Annotated in this window: 13 protein-coding genes and 1 tRNA gene; 7 read left to right on the forward strand and 7 right to left on the reverse strand. The window is 61.0% G+C overall.

Annotated features, from left to right (window positions below; translation table 11 throughout):
- Positions 1–45: 45 nt before the first annotated feature.
- Entirely contained in the window at positions 46–1551 is a 1506-nt protein-coding gene (gene pyk, locus JCQ34_RS08215; protein ID WP_286403577.1) for a pyruvate kinase, read from the forward strand.
- A gap of 137 nt (positions 1552–1688) precedes the next feature.
- Here pyk and JCQ34_RS08220 read toward each other — a convergent pair whose 3' ends face one another.
- Positions 1689–2294, reverse strand: coding sequence for an ANTAR domain-containing response regulator (locus JCQ34_RS08220; protein WP_009358190.1), 606 nt, complete (start codon positions 2292–2294; stop codon positions 1689–1691).
- A gap of 202 nt (positions 2295–2496) precedes the next feature.
- On the opposite strand from JCQ34_RS08220, the gene JCQ34_RS08225 reads away from it, so the two are divergent.
- The 6 genes from JCQ34_RS08225 to JCQ34_RS08250 all read left to right on the forward strand — a co-directional run bounded on the left by JCQ34_RS08225 (position 2497) and on the right by JCQ34_RS08250 (position 13518).
- A tRNA-Leu gene (locus tag JCQ34_RS08225) sits at positions 2497–2578 on the forward strand.
- A 943-nt stretch (positions 2579–3521) separates the two neighbouring features.
- Positions 3522–4352 (forward strand): hypothetical protein, encoded by an 831-nt coding sequence (locus tag JCQ34_RS08230; protein WP_286403580.1) that lies wholly within the window; start codon positions 3522–3524, stop codon positions 4350–4352.
- 299 nt (positions 4353–4651) lie between these two features.
- Positions 4652–6391, forward strand: a complete 1740-nt coding sequence (locus JCQ34_RS08235) for a DUF6119 family protein (protein WP_286403583.1) — start codon at positions 4652–4654, stop codon at positions 6389–6391.
- Positions 6392–7973: 1582 nt separating this feature from the next.
- On the forward strand, positions 7974–8930 hold the full coding sequence (locus JCQ34_RS08240; RefSeq protein ID WP_286403585.1) for an AAA family ATPase: 957 nt from the start codon (positions 7974–7976) through the stop codon (positions 8928–8930).
- Between the two features lie 89 nt (positions 8931–9019).
- The gene (locus JCQ34_RS08245) at positions 9020–11542 is read left to right on the forward strand and encodes a S8 family peptidase (RefSeq protein ID WP_286403588.1); all 2523 of its coding nucleotides are present in this window, start codon (positions 9020–9022) and stop codon (positions 11540–11542) included.
- 1052 nt (positions 11543–12594) lie between these two features.
- On the forward strand, positions 12595–13518 hold the full coding sequence (locus JCQ34_RS08250) for an acetamidase/formamidase family protein (RefSeq protein WP_286403590.1): 924 nt from the start codon (positions 12595–12597) through the stop codon (positions 13516–13518).
- 574 nt (positions 13519–14092) lie between these two features.
- Here the strand turns inward: JCQ34_RS08250 and JCQ34_RS08255 are convergent.
- From JCQ34_RS08255 to JCQ34_RS08280, 6 genes are read right to left on the reverse strand one after another with little or no spacing between them, the layout of a single operon-like run.
- Complete coding sequence (locus JCQ34_RS08255) at positions 14093–14509, reverse strand: rhodanese-like domain-containing protein (RefSeq protein ID WP_286403592.1); 417 nt, start codon at positions 14507–14509, stop codon at positions 14093–14095.
- Positions 14506–15141 carry a bifunctional 4-hydroxy-2-oxoglutarate aldolase/2-dehydro-3-deoxy-phosphogluconate aldolase gene (locus JCQ34_RS08260; RefSeq protein WP_286403595.1) on the reverse strand — a complete coding sequence of 212 codons (636 nt, stop codon included), beginning with the start codon at positions 15139–15141 and terminating at the stop codon, positions 14506–14508. The genes JCQ34_RS08255 and JCQ34_RS08260 overlap by 4 nt, the downstream gene beginning before the upstream one ends.
- A gap of 16 nt (positions 15142–15157) precedes the next feature.
- Positions 15158–16117: a sugar kinase gene (locus JCQ34_RS08265; RefSeq protein WP_286403598.1), complete on the reverse strand. Its 960-nt coding sequence runs from the start codon at positions 16115–16117 to the stop codon at positions 15158–15160.
- 8 nt (positions 16118–16125) lie between these two features.
- On the reverse strand, positions 16126–17694 hold the full coding sequence (locus tag JCQ34_RS08270; protein ID WP_286403601.1) for an N-acyl-D-amino-acid deacylase family protein: 1569 nt from the start codon (positions 17692–17694) through the stop codon (positions 16126–16128).
- Positions 17695–17720: 26 nt separating this feature from the next.
- Entirely contained in the window at positions 17721–18968 is a 1248-nt protein-coding gene (locus tag JCQ34_RS08275; RefSeq protein ID WP_286403604.1) for an alanine racemase, read from the reverse strand.
- A 60-nt stretch (positions 18969–19028) separates the two neighbouring features.
- Positions 19029–19421, reverse strand: coding sequence for a RidA family protein (locus tag JCQ34_RS08280; protein ID WP_286403607.1), 393 nt, complete (start codon positions 19419–19421; stop codon positions 19029–19031).
- Positions 19422–19456 lie beyond the last annotated feature (35 nt).

Here is a 19456-nt window from a genome sequence, read left to right on the forward strand (position 1 = left end):
CCCGCCGACAACTTAACCAATGCAAGAGATCACTAGGGTAGGTATATGAGACGCGCAAAAATTGTGGCTACGTTCGGCCCGGCAATTGCCAGCTACGAAAACACCCTCGCGGTGCTGGAGGCCGGCGTTGACGTCGCCCGCATGAACATGAGCCACGGTGACTACACCGTGCATGACAACACCTACGAGAACGTCCGCAAGGCCGCGTCCGACCTGAGCAAGGCAGTGGCCATCATGGCCGACCTGCAGGGTCCCAAGATCCGCCTGGGCCGTTTCGTGGACGGCCCGCACGCCCTCGCTGTTGGCGACATCTTCACCATCACCACCGAGGATGTTCCGGGTACCAAGGACATCTGCTCCACCACGCTGAAGAGCCTCACCGAGGACGTCAACGTGGGCGACGCCCTGCTGATCGACGACGGCAAGGTGGCGCTGCGTGCCATCGAGGTCGACGACGTTAAGGTGGTCGCCGAGGTGACCGTCGGCGGCATGGTGTCCAACAATAAGGGCATCAACCTGCCCGGCGTGGCAGTCAACGTCCCCGCACTGAGTGAAAAAGACGAGGATGACCTCCGCTGGGCCATCCGCCGCGGTGTCGACCTGGTGGCGCTCTCGTTCGTCCGGGATGCCTCGGACATCACCCGCGTTCACGAGATCATGGACGAGGAAGGCCGCCGCGTGCCGGTCATCGCCAAGATCGAAAAGCCGCAGGCCGTGGACCAGCTGCCCGAGATCATCGACGCGTTCGACGCCATCATGGTGGCCCGTGGCGACCTCGGCGTGGAACTGCCGCTGGAGGAGGTGCCGATCGTCCAGAAGCGCGCCGTTGAACTGGCGCGCCGCTGGGCCAAGCCGGTCATCGTGGCCACCCAGGTCCTGGAATCCATGATCGACAACCCGCGCCCCACCCGTGCAGAGGCGTCCGACTGCGCCAACGCCGTGCTGGACGGTGCTGACGCCGTCATGCTGTCCGGTGAGACCAGCGTGGGCAAGTACCCGATCGAGACGGTCAAGACCATGGCCCGGATCATCGAGTCCACCGAAGTGCATGGCCTGGAGCGCGTTCCCCCGCTGGGGACCAAGCCCAAGACCCGTGGTGGCGCCATCACGCGTGCCGCCGTCGAAATCGCCGACCAGCTGGATGCGAAGTACATCTGTACCTTCACCCAGTCCGGCGACTCCGCCCGGCGCCTCTCCCGCCTGCGGCCCATCAAGGCCGTGTTCGCCTTCACCCCGGTGGAGCACGTGTGGAACCAGCTCGCGCTGACCTGGGGCATCCAGCCGGTGCTGGTCCCCATGGTGGGCCACACCGATGAGATGACGTCCCAGGTTGACCGCAGCCTGCTGGAAATGGACCTGGTGGACGACGGCGACCTCGTGGTCATTGCCGCCGGTTCCCCTCCCGGAAAAGCCGGCTCCACAAACATGCTGAAGGTTCACAAGGTGGGCGACCTCGCCGACGCCGGCAGCCAGGGCGGCGAGCCCGGCAGCAACCGCGAGAAGCTCGGCCCCTGGCCGGAAAAGAAGAAGAAGAACCAGGCCCAGGCCTAGGCTTCACCGAAAAGGACCCCTGCCGGTTGGCAGGGGTCCTTTTTGCTGCTTTGCTTCTTCGTGACCGGTCGCTGTGGTGACCGTTCCTGGTTGGTGGCCGGGCCGTCGTCGTAATCTCTCCGGGCCCGGCCAGCGCGCTAGTTGACCTGGTTGATGATGGTTTCGGCGACCTCGCGCATGCTGAGGCGGCGGTCCATGGAGGTCTTCTGGATCCAACGGAAGGCTTCCGGTTCCGTCAGGCCCATCTTGGTGGTCAGGAGGCTCTTGGCGCGTTCCACGAGCTTGCGGGTGGCGAACTGCTCCTGCAGGTCAGAAACTTCGCTTTCGAGGGCCTTGATTTCCTCGTGGCGGGAGAGGGCGATCTCCAATGCCGGGATGAGGTCTGCGGGCGTGAACGGCTTGACCACGTAGGCCATGGCACCGGCGTCGCGGGCGCGCTCTACCAGTTCCTTCTGGCTGAAGGCGGTCAGCAGCACCACGGGGGCGATGCGGGCCTTGACGATCTTCTCCGCAGCGGAGATGCCGTCCATGACGGGCATCTTGACGTCCATGAGGACCAGGTCAGGCTTGAGTTCCTCGGCGAGCTGGACGGCCTTCTCGCCGTTGTCCGCCTCGCCCACGACGTCATAGCCTTCACCGCGCAGGATCTCGATGATGTCGAGGCGGATGAGGGTTTCATCCTCTGCCACAATGACGCGGCGCGCCGGCTGGGACGTGGGCTTGGACTCCGTCTGTTCAGTCACGGGATCTCCTTGAAAAGGTACGGCGGGACATCACTATCTTAGGTGCCACCGCGGCTGTACTTGGCTTGCAGGGGTTCGTTTGCGGCGACGGCGGCGCGATTCTGGAATTCAGCCTATCTGCATGTAGAGTAATTCCGCGTACGTGAAGCGATCGCGTTGCTCACAGTCAGCTGTGGGCGTAGTTTCGCTCCTCGTATTCCGCGCCCGAGTGGCGGAATTGGCAGACGCGCCGCACTCAAAATGCGGTATCGAAAGGTGTGTGGGTTCGAGTCCCACCTCGGGCACAGTGTTTCCGCAGGTCAGCGGCTTTTTGCCTTCCTACTGTTGACAAAGCTTGACTTTTCGGAAGTCGTCGGGGCTACGATCTTTCGGCTTTTGGCCCGCCTGAACAAGGCATGCCTTCGAGGCTTGGCCATCGCGACCCGCGGTCCGGCCCCTCGCTCTTGGGCACGTCCGCAACACTCGTGTCGATCTGCACTCATCAAGAATCTGGATGCTCCAATGGAGATATGTGTACGAATCGTCGGAAAGTAGGGTGGGGGAACCTACGCCGGTCTTACCTAGAGAACAGCGCTAACGCTGCCTCCACGAAAGTCCGGACGCATGACTGAGCGGCCGATTCCAGTCCACGTCGGTTCTGAGGCACCTGCGCGGTGGAGCGAGATCGAAGAACTCCAGCGTAAGTTCGGCAACAAAGCTAACCAATGGCTTCGGGATAAGCGCAGGCCGGCAGTGGCCCGTGACGACCTCGATTGGACATCTCATGGGCTGGAACCACGTTGGGTCGGACTCGATACTGCTGACTGCGCGGCAGCGATAGCTCCAAGCGCTTTTCACGGCCAAGGAGCCGACGAATTTGACCGTTTCCGTGAGAGCGCGGCAAACCGTGGCGAAGTGGCCATGGTCATTAGTCCCATCGGCGGCGAAGAGGATGACCCTCGAACAATATCCCTGTTTCGGAAGGATGCCTCGGTAATCCTCGGCCACATGGACTCGAGCATTGTAGGACGGCGTCTTGGGCTGGGGGCCAACGTACGGGCAGCTGAGGATATTCGTGACGCAGATCGTCAACTAGCCTTGCGGTTAGCTAGCTTGAACCCTGCCCCTCAGTGGCACACCCTGACAATAGCTGGAGCAAAGCTGGTTCAAGCTTCTGGGCAGAGCCCAGACCATCCACCGCAGGGGACCTTGATTCCTATAGTCGAAACGGAGCTTGGGGAACCAGTCGTGGGTGTCTGGATCTCGCCTGATGGAGTGGAACGTCGGTACATCGTCCCAGCTGATGCACCCTGGCCGCAGCTTCTTAGTTGGCTCACCGAGCAGGCGCTCCCGGAGTTCGTACCGGGAGCAATGCAGCGCGCTCGACGTCATCTCGCCAGTGACCCGGCCCTCATGACGCGCCGCGAGCGAGACGTCCGGCACGCGCTTGCTGATCTCGAAGTTGACTACCGAGCCCGTAAGTCCTCATTGACAGAAGAGTTGATCGCAGCTCAAGAGGCGGCGACGTCGATCCGTGAAGGGCTGCTTTATGGAACCGGTGCACGGCTCGTGGAGGCCGTGAAAACGGTATTCGAATCGGCCAGCATTGCTGTTGTTGACGTCGATGAGATGCTTGGTGACACGAAAAACGCCGATCTGCTATGCACCTTCGCCGGCACATCGGTTCTCGTCGAGGTGAAGGCGGCATCCGGTAATGCCCCTGAGCGTGCCTATGAGGACCTCGTTCGACACCTTCGTGAGTGGGCTCATCTCCCGGCCTCACCGCAGATCGTCGGTGGAGCGTTAGTCGTCAACCATCAAATACGCAAGCCACCTCAGGAACGAAGCATCCAGCCCTACGCACGACCTGAATTTCTGGCCGCACAGACTGAACCCATTGTGACGACGCTCGAGCTTCTGCATGCCTGGCGTGAAAATGACTGGAGCTCTGTCCGTAGCCTGCTCTTCGGCGAACAACCGACCTTTCGGCGTGCTGAGCGAGTCCGGCCACAGCAGGAGGAAACAGCCGGAGTCGCACCAACCAAGCGAAAGCGTGGCTGGTTCTGGCGTCGGTCCTAAGACTTCAAGGCCTCAACGCTTCCTGGGATAACCTCGGGGCACCTAACACCCGACCTGGGCAGATGCAGAAGCGGTGAGCATGGCAAGATTTCATTCCTTCTGATTTTCGCAATCAACGACGAACGGAGGAATTGATTGGCAGAAGTTTCAAAATTCAGTCTACAGCGAGCTTCTCCGCCAGGCTAAAAAAACATCGTAATCGCGCCCTCGGCTGTGTACGCCTTCATGCTCGTTCCCATTGGTACAATATGTTCAATTGTTGGGGGAATGGCTTCCGGCCATGTTGAAGGGCACATGCTTTGGCAGCAAAAACAGGCATCACTCCGCCGATCTATAAGATCGATTCGGAAGCAGCAAACGAGTTTTTTGGCGGATCTTTCTCTGCCAGAGAGTTACCAGCTAAACTTATCAACCGTTACAACAAGGACAAAGGTGTTGAAACGTATGCCCTGGAGGGTAGCGCGGAGCTCGATGGATGTGATCTACAGCTCTACCGGAATGTGAAGACGCGTCCAAGTACGAGTAGCTGGGTCAAGTTTTTCGACGGATCTGGGATTGAGCTGGAAGATATCCAGAATCAAATGCAACACCTGGTTTGTTTCGTGGCGGTGGATGGTGAACTCTACGCCTACACGGCAGGTCAGTCAGCCGTCTCGTTCGAGCGATTCATCGATATCTCGTTTCCTATCGAGGTTGGTCGTCGGGTGGCCAAAGCAGAGATAAAGGGAGCGAAATCGAGCCAGATAACTGGAAGTACGCTGGCGAGTGATGTTCACTTCCGCGATCCTCGTCGCATCACGTACGCGGAGTCCTTGGATAACGTATGGATGGCCCTTAGCGGTCAGCTCCGGGCCTCCGTGCTCGGCGAGGTAGTACTGAAGGACATATTCGGACCGAAGTCCAAAATCCGCCTGGATGTCACGAGCGCCATCCGGCTGGGACCACGCATTGAGTCGCCTCAAAAGCTGATCGCCCTCATCCGCTGGCTAGCTGCTAAATCGGATGAGCCCCTTCCCAACGACGACCCCTGGGCCGGGCTTGATGCCATCAAGGTCCTGAACCCGCGAAAAAAGAAGGACCTGATCGAAAAACTCAGGAAAGCTCTCGCGGATCGCATATTCGTCAAGCAGGACTGGTCCAATATGACGGTCTCCCATGTCGAGGCTTCCCTATACGACAACGCCACGTCCTACGCCGTAATCCAAGGTGACGCGGTCCTCTATGAAGAAGACACGCAACCAGAATTGTCCGATATCGTTGGCCGCATGACGGTGGACGCCGTTAACGTCCTTAGCAACTTTTCGTCGGTGATAATTCAGACCGAAAATTCAGACTATTTTCAGGGTATCTCCACCACTGCGCCGCTTATGAACCATCTCCACGGTGAGATTCGTCACGACGGCAAGACATATTTTCTTCTGGCCGGTAAGTGGTACGAAGTGGATGCAACCTATATCGAGCAGATAACCAAGGATTTTCTCGAAATTTTGACATCTCTGGAATTGGACCCTGCGAGTGTTGGCTTGAGGGAATGGAAGCAGGAGCGTTCGGAGGGCGAGTATAACGAGACTGCGAGCAAGGCCCAGGTTTTTATTAACGGTGACAGGGTCCTGACTGACAACATTGAACTCTTTGATGGCTTGGTCTCGGACGGGACGACAACATATATAGTGCACGTGAAGCGGAACTTTGACGTAAAGGTTCGCGATGTGCGCTCCCAAGTCATCAACTCCGCTCAGATTATCGAAAATGATCTTCGCATCGGAACGATGGCTAAACTCAAGCAACATCATTCGCGGCTTGTGAGCCGGAAGCGCACAGATTTTTCCGAGGATGAATTTCTAGCACTTTTTGAGAATCCGCGGGTGTACGTCGTGGCTTACGGCAGTGAGGTCAAGGTTGATGAGACCACCATCAATCAGTTTGGCTCTAGCGTCGCCCGCATGGAGATAGTCTCCCTAAATAATCAGTTTCGTCAAATCAGCAGCGCAGAATCTCAGGCCAAGCTGCGGGTCGCATGGGTCAAGATTGTCAAATAGGAGTTCAACGGGACGAGATCGCTTCGGTGCACGACCTACATGCTGGAACGAAGCGATGAAGAAGTAAGAGCGAACTCGCGCCTGTTCAGCGATTTTTTGTCTTCGTTGGTTGGAGGATTCCAGTTGGTGCGGCGGCGTGCGTAGTCCCGGCAGCAATCAAAGCACTCTTGAAGTCGGCGTTTTCGTCCTGCATCGGCCACTGCATCAGCGAACGACGGGGCGGCCCACACCCTGATCAAAGTGTCGGTTCTGCTGTCCGCCGTTATCTCCGGCCTCGATCTCATGATTGAAGCGAACTGCAGCCATCGCGGGGTAACTCTCAGCGTCCAAGACCAGTAGACAAAGTAGCCAATCGGATTTTCCGACAACGGACACGACGTTGGCCACCGGACATGAAAGGTCTACCACGGCAAGGCCGCCAAGGTTCGGCGCTGGCACGTACGGTCGAAGCGCCGGTCTACGACCTGGGCATAAGGGGCTCATTTCTCCCTTCGTCGGATGCGGGCGTTCGGCCCTCCGTATATAGAATCCGGGGGTGAACGTTTTCGTATTGGGTGGTGCGCTCTGAGGTTCTTGAGGTTGACGCTGCCATGGATCCTCGTTGTTCTATTTGCTTGCTGGCTGACTGTGCAGGGCATTCGCCTTGACCAAGCCATACCGGACCCATTCATTGGGTTTACCCGCGGCCAGTGGGGAACTCTCCTTAGCGGGTTCGCCGGTGCTGGGCTGAGTGCCGGAATCGCATACATCGCTTTCAAACGGACTCTTGGGCTGCAGCGACGCCAGTTTGCTGCACAGGCCAGGTCCGACGAAGAACGGCTGGAGCTGCAGCTCAGGGCACAGAAAAGTCAGTTTTACGAGCAACTCGCTTCCCAGGACGAAGCTTTGCGTGAGCAGCTGGATGCCAGTGCTGATGAGGCCAGTAGGGGTCGAGCGCTTGCGGCCGCCGCTGATGCAGTGGCTACCCTTGAGCGCGTCACTGAGGAATACGCAGACCCTCAGGCTTTGACGATGGCTCGGCAGTATTCCGTCGCAATCATGAGGTGGACATTCGAATTAACTGATGAGTCGCTTCGAACTGAGCTCAGACTTTGGCGGACTATTGTGCGCGATGCTGTGTTCGAGTCGAGCTTGGAGCATCGAAACATGCGCCCTGTGACCGGTTCTCCTCAACGGTTAGAGGTACTGGCGGAGGACTTCCAGGAGGCTGTCGTCGCCTGGGAGGCAGGGAGGGCCCGGAAACCTACGGTTGACGTTACTCGCATGCTCACTGAAGCGCGCGTAAAGTACATCAACAGCAATAGGCAGTCCCAGAGGCAAGGATTGTAGCTCGACCCCAAGCTACGCGGCGAGGCCGTTTTCGGGCCTGCTTGCCGACTGCAAATTGGAGTGCCTACGACGCTTCAGAAAATGGGACTGGCCCCTGACTCTTCCATGTCTTCGCCAAAAGGGCATGTACAGAATAAGTCAAAGCAGTCGGTGGTCTCGGACGAAAGAAGGTGGGCGCCCGATTCTACCTGACCGTGCAGACCGAAGTTCCCGAGTAGTATTTTGGCAACGAAACGAGTAAAGGGGGACCAGTATGGCGCGCGCGGACTTGCTGCTGGACCTTGTCGATGCTGAGCGTCGCGGTGACCGGGATCGTTTCCGTGTTCTCGTTGAGGCGGTCATCGCCGAGGAGCGAGCGAACCAGCACCATCTCCTGGCCGACCGACTCTCAGAGATCATAACCACTACCGGTCAGGGGCTCGTTCGGGACGACCGTGCCGCCGCGATCCGCGACCTGGTCCAAGAGGTGGTCCCAAACCGACGTCTAAATGAACTCGAACTTGCCACAGTCCCACAGCGCGTCGTGTCAGAGCTCCTCGAGGAACAGAAGCGCGCAGACCTCCTCCGCAGCTACGGAATTGAACCACGCAACAGACTTCTCCTCTCTGGTCCTCCAGGAAACGGCAAGACCAGTGTCGCCGAAGCCATCGCCTCAGAGCTGATGCTTCCCTTCTACGTGATCCGGTACGAGGGGGTCGTGTCTAGTTTCCTCGGAGAGACCGCCGCCCGTCTTGATAACGCGTTTGAGTTTGCGCGCACGCGTCGTTGTGTCTTGTTCTTTGACGAACTCGACACGATCGCAAAAGAGCGTTCTGACGAACACGAGACCGGCGAAATCAAGCGTGTTGTCTCGACGTTACTGCTGCAGATAGACAGGCTTCCGGCTCACGTTGTCTTTGTAGGTGCCACGAACCACAGTGAGCTTCTTGACCGCGCTGCGTGGCGGCGATTCCAAATAAGGGCCGAGTTGGAGCCACCGGGCCGGTCACAGGCCACACGATTCCTGGAACGACTTGCTGCACGACTTGGCGGAGACCTTGGCTTTTCTCCGCGGACCCTGGCCGACAAACTTGCAGGGGCGAGTTACGCCGAGCTGGAGGAATTTGCACTGGATGTGCGGCGTCGCGCGGTACTCGAGTTACCGGATAATAACCTGAGACGCATAGTTCAGGAACGCCTCGAACATCGGAGAGGCCTCCTAACAGATTGACTGGGGAGCTTTAAATGGGGGAAAGTCGACCGCTTTTGGCATTCGGTCCGCCGGTGGTGGGGAGACGGCCGGCTCAGCCACAGCGTGACATGCCGCGCCTATCCAAACCCACGGCTAAGCGGCAAGGCGACCGGCTTACACCAAAGTTTGGGGAACTGAAGGCGGCATTCGACGCGGAACGGGCCCGTCTTTCGCCGGATATGCCGGATGAAGTCGACCCCACTCTCGTGGTCGTTTTTGATCTTGCCGGTAGTGTGAAGGACTTCCGGAACGCAATCAACAGGGTTGAAGGTCTGGAGTTCCTCACTGAGCTCCTCGGTGACCTGGCTGATGCGGACGAAGACTTCTTCATGACTGCGCGCAATACTGACACTGCCGATAAGCCGGTCTCGCACTCGCTGTATCTGGTGATGTCTAACGTCAAAGCGATTGACGAGTTACTTCGGTTGTTTGCCCTGTGGCAGGCAAACCCGGCAGCGTCATTTGAGCACGGTTTGGGAAAGTTCAAATCCGCTTTTCAGCAATTGGCTTCGATCCGCCGATGGGGGCCCGAAGACCGCGTTCGTGAAACCGGCTTGCTGGAGCGCTGGCGAGAGGACCTCGAAGCAGCCGGGCAATGGATCAGCACTGTTGTCGTCGAGATTGAGTTGTGGTTTCGGCGGGATGCCGCTCAACGAACTGCCGCTGAGGCTCACGTCGAGGAGATCGTTGTCAGCAGCGGCGGGCAGATCCTCGACCGATCGCAGATCGGTGAGATCGAATACCATGCGATGCTGGCAGAACTGCCGATCCAGCAGGTCGAGGCCGTCCTCGCTGACGGCGCTGCCGCTATCCGGCTCCTCACGGCGAACGAGATCATGTTCGTCAGCCCGTTCACTCCGATGAGCGTAGAGCCGGCGACACTCGAGCCCGTGACGACCACCAATGTTCCACCGACCGATCGAGTGCCGGGACTTCCACGTATTGCGTTGTTAGACGGGCTGCCCTTCGCGAATCATAACTCCCTTGCAGGCCGTCTCCTGATTGATGATCCCGACGGGCTCGAGGAGGAGTACAGCGTTTCGGCGCGCAGCCACGGCACCGCCATGGCGTCGCTAATCATCCACGGTGATCTCACCGCAGGTGAGGAACCACTTGACCGGCCTCTGTACGTTAGACCCATCATGCGCCCCCATGAGTTCAATCCCAACCACGAGCAGGTCATCCCCAACCGACTGTTTACGGATTTGCTCCACAAAGCCGTCAGGCGCCTATACGTCGATGAAAAGGGTGGGGAGGGAGTCGCCGCAAGCGTCCGCGTGATAAACCTGTCCATCGGCGCACCAGCTCGCGCCCTCACCCGAAGAATGAGCCCCGTCGGGCGGCTCCTCGACTGGCTGGCACTCACCTATAACCTTTTGTTTGTCGTGAGTGCTGGTAATCACCTGGACTCGATAACCATCCCAGCCGGGGCAGCACATGATGTAGAGTCGGCTCGATCTGCAGCGACCCGGGCCGTTTACGAAGCAACTTTGCTGAGGGGTATGCTGCCTCCCGGAGACGCTATGAACGCTCTGACGATCGGAGCGGTCCATGACGACTCGCTCGGCGACTTGGAAATACCGGACACTGCTTGGGACATCACACACCGCGGGGCGCCGGCTCACTACACCGCGACAGGTCCCGGTGTTGATCGCTCTGTCAAACCCGACCTACACCATGCGGGAGGACGAGCTCTGTACGTCCGCCCGATTGTCCAGCCAGGCGTTACTGAAGTTTCACTGCAGCTGGCATCGACGGGGCAGACCGGACCCGGTCTTCAAGTTGCTACCCCTGGAAGGAATGGAGCAACAGACCACACCGACTTTACAATCGGTTCCAGCAACGCCACCGCTTTGGTCACCCGCGAAGCCAGCCGCTTGTTCGACGTGCTCGAAAGTAGAACCGCGAGCCCCGAGGATGCACCGCTTCCCGATGCCCAATATCACCCCTTGCTGGTTCGCGCGCTCCTTGCCCATGCAGGAAGCTGGGGCGATTGGGAAGCCCGTTTGGGGCGCGAACTTGGCCTTGACCGTCGGCAGCTCACAGCCATCCTTGGCTACGGCCGGCTTGACGTCTCCCGTCTAGGAGTCGCCGCGACCAACAGGGCCGTGCTCGTTGCGGGGGGCCATATCGCACGCGATGAGCGCCAGACCTACGAACTTCCTCTACCGCCATCTTTGAGCGCACGGGCAGAATGGCATCGGTTCACGATTACACTGGCATACATGGTCCCGACCGTAGGTCAGCTGACCAGATACCGGAGCGCGAAGGTCTACTTCGACACACCCGACACGAATCTTGCTGGAGGGGACCGCGTCCAGGGAAACCACATCATGACCAGGAAGGGAAGCCTTCAGCACGAAATCGTGCAAGGAACCCGGGCGATGGTGTTCGGGGAGGGGGACTCGTTCCCCATTCACGTCGAGTGCATGGACGACGCAGAGCGATTCGGAAGAGGCAAAGCTGTTCGCTATGCTCTGGTCGTCTCAGTGGAGACCGCGGACCGGACTTCGACTACAATCCATGACGAGGTCCGTGCGAGACTGCGTCAGCGTGCACGGACGGCAGTCCGTGGACGGGTCCAAGGGTGACCTGCGGGAGCCACTTTGGCGTGTTGAAGAGTATTGTTCAGGGTTACTTACTCGATCAGATTCCCATATCCGTTGGCCATTCCTGACGAAGGTCCCGACCCTTGAAGAGTCGGGACCCGATCAGGTAAAACTTTGGAACTTCGTGTAGCCATATCCAGGGCGTGGACTTGCGGCGCGACCCGTCACCGTGATCGAGATCCGGTGGACGGTTGGGTCTTATGGGAGTCGTTCCAAAGCGCTGGCAGGGAATCCGCGATAGCCAGGTTGGTGGGGGTTTGTACAACCGGCGCAAGTGTTGACAGTGTCAACAGTTTTTCCTTCGGACTCAGGAGTACATGGGTGGGATTGGCTCTGAGTACATATGTTTTCGGGCGTTCCCTGTAGTTTCAAGGGCTGGAATGTAGTTCGAGTCCCACCTCGGGCACAGTGTTTCCCTCGTCAGAGGCTTTTTTGCTTTGGCGTGTTGACAAAGCTTGTGGTCGCGTCGCTCTGACGGATGGTTGGCGGGCTTTGGCCTGGCTGCCGCGGTGGCCTGTTCAGGTGTGTGGGGTGGCGGGTTCAAGGCCCTGGCTGGTGGGCCTTCCGCCTGCTGGGAGTGGGTTCTCGCGGTTCCTCGTTCCGGTCTTGTCGGGTGGGCCGTTGGTGGCCTATCCGTATTCATGGCCCGGGGGAGTGGGGACAACATGACCGTAGCGAATGTGCAAAAAGGCGGACCGGGAGGCGGTTCGAAGACCGCTCCGAGGAGCCGGTCGCTGACATTTGAGCTACCCACATTGCTCTCGATGTGGTCTGCCTTGTCCTGGCAGATCAGCGGGGGTCGATAACGCTGAGGCGGCCGGCCGCACATGCGAACACTGAGTAGGGCATGTCGAGGCGGAACATCCTGAGTTTGGTGACCCGGAGGCCAGGGCTCGGTCGGCGGCTGCGGCGTGGCCGGAGCGGTTAGGCTACGAGGTGCACCTAAGGATCGGCTTGATGCACTGCCACGCTTCAGCCGGCCACAGGCGTCCGTGTCACACTGACGACAATCGAACAGCTCATGAAGGAAACGAATGGCGATCCACGGGCTCCACGCCGCCCCCGAAACCACCGCCGACGCGTATTCGCCGGCCCACAGCCCGGTGCTCGTCGTCGATCCGGGGGACACGATAGTCGTGGGTTCCTTGGACGCGTCGGGCTACCTTTCCCGGCAGACGACGCCGGGGGAGCAGCAACCCCGCATGTTCGCTGAGCGGCGGGGGCACTGCCTCACCGGACCCATCGCGATTCGGGGAGCGGTGCCGGGCGACATGCTCGCGCTGCACCTCGTCGATCTCCGCCCGGGGGAATGGGGATGGACCGTCGCCGGTGCCCGCGAATCCCCGATCACCAAGCGGCTCGAAGTCGGCACGGACGCGCCGTCGTGGCTGCTGTGGGACCTCGACTGCGAGCTCGGTACGGCCACGGAGAGCCGCGGCTTCCGCCGTTCGCTCGCGCCATTCCTCGGGGTGATGGGACTCGCCCCCGCGGAAGAGGGCGAGCATTCGACCATCCCTCCGCGCGCCGCGACCGCCGGCAACATCGACTGCCGCGAGCTCGTGGCAGGCTCTACCCTCTACATCCCGGTCGCGGTGCCCGACGCGCTGCTCTATCTCGGCGACGGTCACGCAGCCCAGGGCGACGGCGAGGTCGGCGGCACAGCCATCGAGTGCCCCATGCGCACCGAGGCCATCGTCGAGATCGCGCAGGACCGGCCAGTCGCGGCGCTCCACGCCGAGTCGCCCGGCGGCAAAATCACCTTCGGCTTCAACGAAGACCTCAACCTCGCGATGGGCGATGCTCTGGATGCCATGGTGACCTGGATGACCACGATCTACTCGGTCGACAAGCCCACGGCACTCGCCCTCGCGGGCACTGTCGTCGATCTGCGGGTAACCCAGGTCGCCAACCAGGTCTGGGGGGTGCACGCCGTGCTGCCGAACGGCGTGCTCACGTGACCGCGGTAGGGCTCGTCGCCGCGCGCATGCTGGAGGCGTAGCGCTGGCTCAAGGAAGCCACCGATACAAGAAGAGAGTGTGGATGGGCTGAAGGACCGCCGTGACCCGGCGAGATCGGCCGAGAATTCCGCGACTGCAGGTTCCCCCCAGGCCATCCCGAACGGCGTGGCGGCTAACTGCACATGAAGCGCCCTTCGCGGAGCCCCAAAGACCTTTCATGGGGCTGCTAGGGACTCGTGGTCAGCAAAATTCCATCTGATGGGGTAGAGGAGTGGTCGGGAAAGGCAAACGGCGGGGCCTGGACAGTGACCACGCTTTAGGTCTCGGACTGGACCGTACCGGAGTGCCCCCGATTTCCTATCTTTCGGCGGAAGCCAGGGGTTCCGGGGCGGGGCGCGGAGTCCGGTTCGAGTACCACCTCGGGCACAGTGGTTCCGCAAGTCAAATGTCTTTTTTGCCTTCTAACTGTTGACAAAGCTTGACTTACACAACGTCGAAGTGGATGCAGCGAACTTGGCTGGTCGCGATGTGGCCGTCCGTGATTAGGGCCTCACGACTTGTTCCAGTGCTTGGATTAGTACTGGTGCGTCTCAGCGGTGACCAGCGGGTCGGTCCTGCGAGGTGCGACCTGGCCCTCCTGTTCGACGGGGAAGCCGTTCCGGATCCAGTATTCGTATCCGCCGATGAGTTCGCGTACGTTGAACCCCTCGATGATCAGGCGGCGCGCGGTGGGGGTGGCGCCGTTGCAGCCGGGACCCCATCCGTAGACGATGAGCGTTTGGTCCCGAGGCAAGGTTGCGAGTTGCGTGTCGAGGCTGTTGGCGGATAGGTGCAGGGCGCCTTTGATGTGACCGTGATTCCAAGAGTGCTGTTTGCGGGTATCGATTATCAGGGCGCCGCCGCTGGCCTGCGCCTGGGCGGCTGCGACGGCGTCGATTTCGTAGGCGAGTTTCGCGTCTACGAAGGCCAGGACGTGGCTTTGCGATGTCACGAGAACGGGCCGGACTTGGTCTGCCTGTCGCTCTCGAGCAGGGCGGCGAGCTTGGGCAGTTGGGATGAGTCTTCCAGTGCCGAGCCGACAGCGACGACGCGTGCTCCGGCTCGCAGGAACTCGCCGGCGTTTGCGGCGTCCATGCCGCCGGTCGTAACGAATTTGGCGTGGGGGAATGGTCCGTGCATAGCGCGGATCCAGGAGGCTCCGAGCACTGATGCAGGGAATGCCTTGAGCCAGGTCAGTCCCGACTTCAGTGCCATCTGCACCTCAGTCGGAGTGGCCACCCCCGGCATCGGCGGCATTCCAGCTTCTGACGAGGCGCGGACAACCTCGAGGTCAAAACCTGGGCTCACTGTGAACGCCGCCCCTGCGTCCGACGCAATCCGGACGTGCTCAAGGGAGACGACGGTGCCGGCTCCTACCACCATTCCCCTTTCGCGTGCGGCCGCGGTGACGGTCGTCAATGCTTGGATGTCTTCAGGTGTCTGGATGGGGAGTTCGACGACGTCGATGCCGAGGTCCCAAGCGGTGGCCGCGACAGCGAGACTACGTTCGGTCCCCATGCCTCGAAGGATTGCCATGAGCGGTGCTGTTGCGAATATCTCGGTGAACTGCTCGTTTTCAATCATTGTCGTTTTGGTCCTTTCAGTCGGTGGTGTCCGCATAGATGGAGCTTGGGGCGGACGGGGCAGGGTCGGCGATGAAGTCGCTCGTGGAAAGCAGCACAAGGCGGGCTCGTTCGTGGCCCGCGCGCAGTCGTTCGTGGGCGTCATCGCCTCGGAGTGCTGAGCAGAGGTAGCCTGCTGCGAACGCGTCGCCCGCTCCGACGGCCTCGATCACCTCGGTGGGGATGGCTGGTTCGAACGTGTGTGAACCGGCGCTGAATTCTGTGGCGCCGACGTCGCTGTCTTTCACTATGAGCCGCTCGGCGGCGGGAAGGACCGTTCGGACTTCCTGTGCGGTGGTGCAGCCCCAAAGAGATTGTGCTTCGTCGAGGCCGACAAAGACGATGTCTGCCCGGTTCGCCAAGGCGCGTAGGGCTGGTGCAGCAGCGCCTGCGGGCCAGAGGGAAGGCCGGTAGTTGATGTCGAAGCTTAACGATGCGGCGCTGGGGGTGACTCGCTTGAATACCGCATCTACGAGTTCGGCGCAGGACTGTGACAGTGCGGTTGTGATCCCTGAGAGATGGACTATGGCGGCGTCTTCGAGCGGGACGTCTGCGAGGGTGTCCGCGTTCATTCGGGAGGCGGCGGATCCGCGGCGGTAGTAGAGCACTCCGTGTCCTGGGTCTTTGAAGTACACACCCGTTGGTGCCGTCGGGTCCAAGTTGACCCAGCGGGTGTCCACGCCGTGTGCTGCTACCGAGCGCCGGATACGGTGTCCTAGAACGTCGTCGCCCAGCATGCTTACCCATGCTGACGAAACGCCGAGATGCGCTGCGTGACTGGCTACGTTCGATTCCGCTCCACCTGGGTGAAGGGAGACGTTCCGTGCCGTAGCCAGCGGTTCGGCGTATTCGGGGGTGAGCATCATCATTGTCTCGCCAATGGTGATCAAGCGTGGGGCAGCCTCGTTAGGCGCTGTTGCTACGGGAGTGTGAGGCATTGATATTCCTAGTTCTTGGTGCGTTCGCGGCGGAGGCCCTTGCCTGGTGCGCTCTTCACGAGCCTGCCGCCGGCCAGCACTGGTTGGCCGGCCACGAGCACGTCGTCGATTCCTGCTGCTTCACCAAGGGGGCTTTCGTAGGTGGCAGTATCGGTGACTGTGCTGGGGTCGACGACGACAAGATCGGCGACCCAGCCCGCGGCAATCCTGCCGCGTTGACCAAGACTGAAACGGGCTGCCGGTCCCGTCGACAGGTGTTGCACCGCTTGCGGCCAGGACCAGGTGGCAGTTTCCCGTACATATTCCCGCAGGTAGCGGGCGAAGGTGCCGCGTGCGCGAGGGTGCGGGTGGGCTCCTATGAAGATGCCGTCAGATCCTCCCATGTGGCCGTCCTGGGAAAAGATGGAGGCGAGATCGGCTACGGATCGCTGGTGCGGCACGGCCATGATGGCGTTGACCTCGAGGCCGGAAGCGGCCAGCAGGTCCAGGGCGAATTCGATGGCGTCGGTGCCGGCTTGCGCGGCGGCGGCCTCAAGTGTGAGTCCGTGGGCCCATGCAAATTCTGGTGCGGCGATGTGACCGAGGGTGATCATTGACGGCCACTGGGGTCCGAGGCTGGCGTTGTTCCGGACCCGGGGGAACCAGTCCTGACGCAGACGCACCCGCTCAAGGGGATCGCTGATGACACTGACGACAGTCTCCGCCGGCAGGATGGAAAGCTGCGGTGGCAGCAACGGCATGGCCAGCAGCGTGCATCCACGGGTGTAGGGGTAAGCGTCGAAGGTTGCGTCTACGCCGGAGCTGCCGAGAAATCGCAGTTGTTCGTCGACGACGTCCGCGTCAGCGTGAAAGTGGGAGATGTGCACCCGCGCTCCCGAGGCCTCAGCGATGTGGACGATCTCGGAAACACCGGCGCCGGAGTTCGCCTCGTACCCGCCGCGCATATGGGTGACGTAGATTCCGTCGGCTTCCGCCACCGGAGCGCACAATGCAGCGATCTCGTCGGCCGTGGCGAAAATTCCGGGCACGTAGTCCAACCCGGTGGAAAGGCCCACGGCGCCCTCCCGCAGGCCCTCTTCCACGAGGGCGGCCATTTGTGCCCTCTGCGACTCGTCGGCAGGGGCGCTCGATCGCCCGCACACTTCGGAGCGCACCGTTCCCCCCGGTACAAGATAAGCGAAGTTCAGCCGGGACCTTCCGTCGACCCCCTTCAGGTACGCGGCCACGCCGCCGCCGGCGTAGTGCGGATGGTCGCCGTTGATGGCGGCGAAATACTCGCTTGCGTAGGCGCCGCTTCCTGGCGCGTAGGACACGCCGTCCTGCCCGGCGATAACCGTCGTCACCCCCTGCTTCAGCAGCGCACGCTGCACAGCCTCGTCTTCGATGAATCCGTCGGCATGTGAGTGGACATCGATGAATCCGGGCAGCACGTAACGTCCCTGGCAGTCCAGGATCTGATCGTCCGGCGTGGGAAGGACCTCACCCACCTCGGTGACGATGCCGTCCTGGACCGCGATGTCGGCGTGGCGCATGCCCTCGCTGTCGACGACTGTTCCGCCGCGCATCACGAAACGCATAATGGGGTCCCTTTCGAAGGTGGTTATCAGAAGAAGGTGCGGATGAGTTCGACTACAAGGTCGTTCTCCGGGCCCGCCGTCATGGGCAAGTAGTGCCACTTGTCGAACGTCGTGCACGGGTGTGACAGGCCCATCGCTATCACCGCGCCTAGGTCGACGTTTTGACCGGTGAGTTGCAGGTAGCTGTGTTGATCGTTCATGGCGGTGATCGATGCGTCAATGAGCGGGGTCCAGGTTCCGTCAAGGTCTGCGGCAGTTCGACGGGGGATCGGCAACCCCTCATCGAAGGGGAAGTCGCGCTTGCCGCCATCGATGAGAGCGAGGCCTGGCTCGGGGTGCGAGACCACGCGGGCGATGCCCCGCATTGCCGAGCGGAACTTGCCATCATCCTGCTGGCAGGCTGCTTTTCCCTCGTCGAGCGGGGAGACCTGGCGGTAGAACCCGTCGTCGTGGGTGATGTAGGCGCCGCTCCGGAGCGTCCAGAGGGTGCGGGGGTCCGCTCCCATGGCCTTCCCGTAGACGTCGGCGACGACGTCGAAGTACGCGCTTCCTCCTGCGGTGACAAAGATGGGGCCGTCGTCGTAGAGCCCGCTCAGCGCCTGGTGCAGCTCAACTTGCCGCTTGAGGTAGTCCCCCACAGCGTCCAATGTCGCATCGGAGCGGTCGTGGCCGAGGGATCCCTCGTATCCGGCGACGCCGGCCAGGCGGACGACATCCGAAGCGGCCGCACGCCTGGCGACCTCGATCGCTTCGGTGACGGTGCGTGCACCGGTTCGTCCGCCTGGCGCGCCGAGTTCGACGCAGACGTCGATCGGCCTGGTGATGCCGGCGTCACGGAGGGTGGACTCCATCTTCTCCATCGTCGCCACTGAGTCGGCCCAGCAGACAAAGCGAAACTGCGGGTCGGCTAGTTCGGCGGCGAGGTAGCGCAGCGAACGCTCGTCGACGACGGCGTTGGCAAGCATGACGGAGTCCAGCCCGAAGGAGCGCGCGGTGCGGACCTGTCCCATGGTGGCCAGGGTGATGCCAATGCTTCCTGTGTCGAGCTGCCGCTGCCACAGTTCAGGGGCCATGGTTGTCTTGCCGTGCGGCATGAGCGATAGCCCCCGCGCCGAGCACCACTGCGCCATCAGGTCCAGGTTGTGCCGGATCGCCTCATCATCCAGTGCGACGATGGGTGTCCAGAACTCCGAGAGCCGCGGCCCTGTGGCGAGGAACTCCGTCACCGTCATGCCGAAGGCGCGGCTGGGGATTCCCTTATCGCGGGGGGACAAACGTTCAGTCCCTAGCTGCTCCAGGAAAAGCCCTCGTGTCATCGCTCGCCCTTCGTGGTTCTACTTGGCTGCTGGGACAGCGGCGACGACGTCGATCTCGACGAGGATGTTGGCCAGTTGTGATCCGACCGTGGTGCGCACCGGATAGGGCTGGGAGAAGAACTCCTCGTAGGCTTCGTTGAATTCGGCGAAGTCTGCCAGATCCGCGAGGTGCACGGTTGTTTTGACGCAGTCGTCCATCGTGAGTCCCCGCTCGGCGAGGATGCTCTGCACATTTCGCAGCACCTGTCGTGTCTGATCGGCAACAGAGTCGGGGACCGCTCCGGTGGCCGGGTCCTGCGGGCCAAAACCTGCGGTGTAAAAGAAGCCGTTGGCCTCGATGCCCTGGCTGTAGGGGCCGGCCGGCTGCGGAGCCCTGGGCGTGTGGAAAGCTGTTTTGGACGTGGAAGTCATGGATGGACCCTTTTCTGTGAGGAGATTGAACTTAC

This window comes from Pseudarthrobacter defluvii (genome assembly GCF_030323865.1).
GTDB lineage: Bacteria > Actinomycetota > Actinomycetes > Actinomycetales > Micrococcaceae > Arthrobacter > Arthrobacter sedimenti.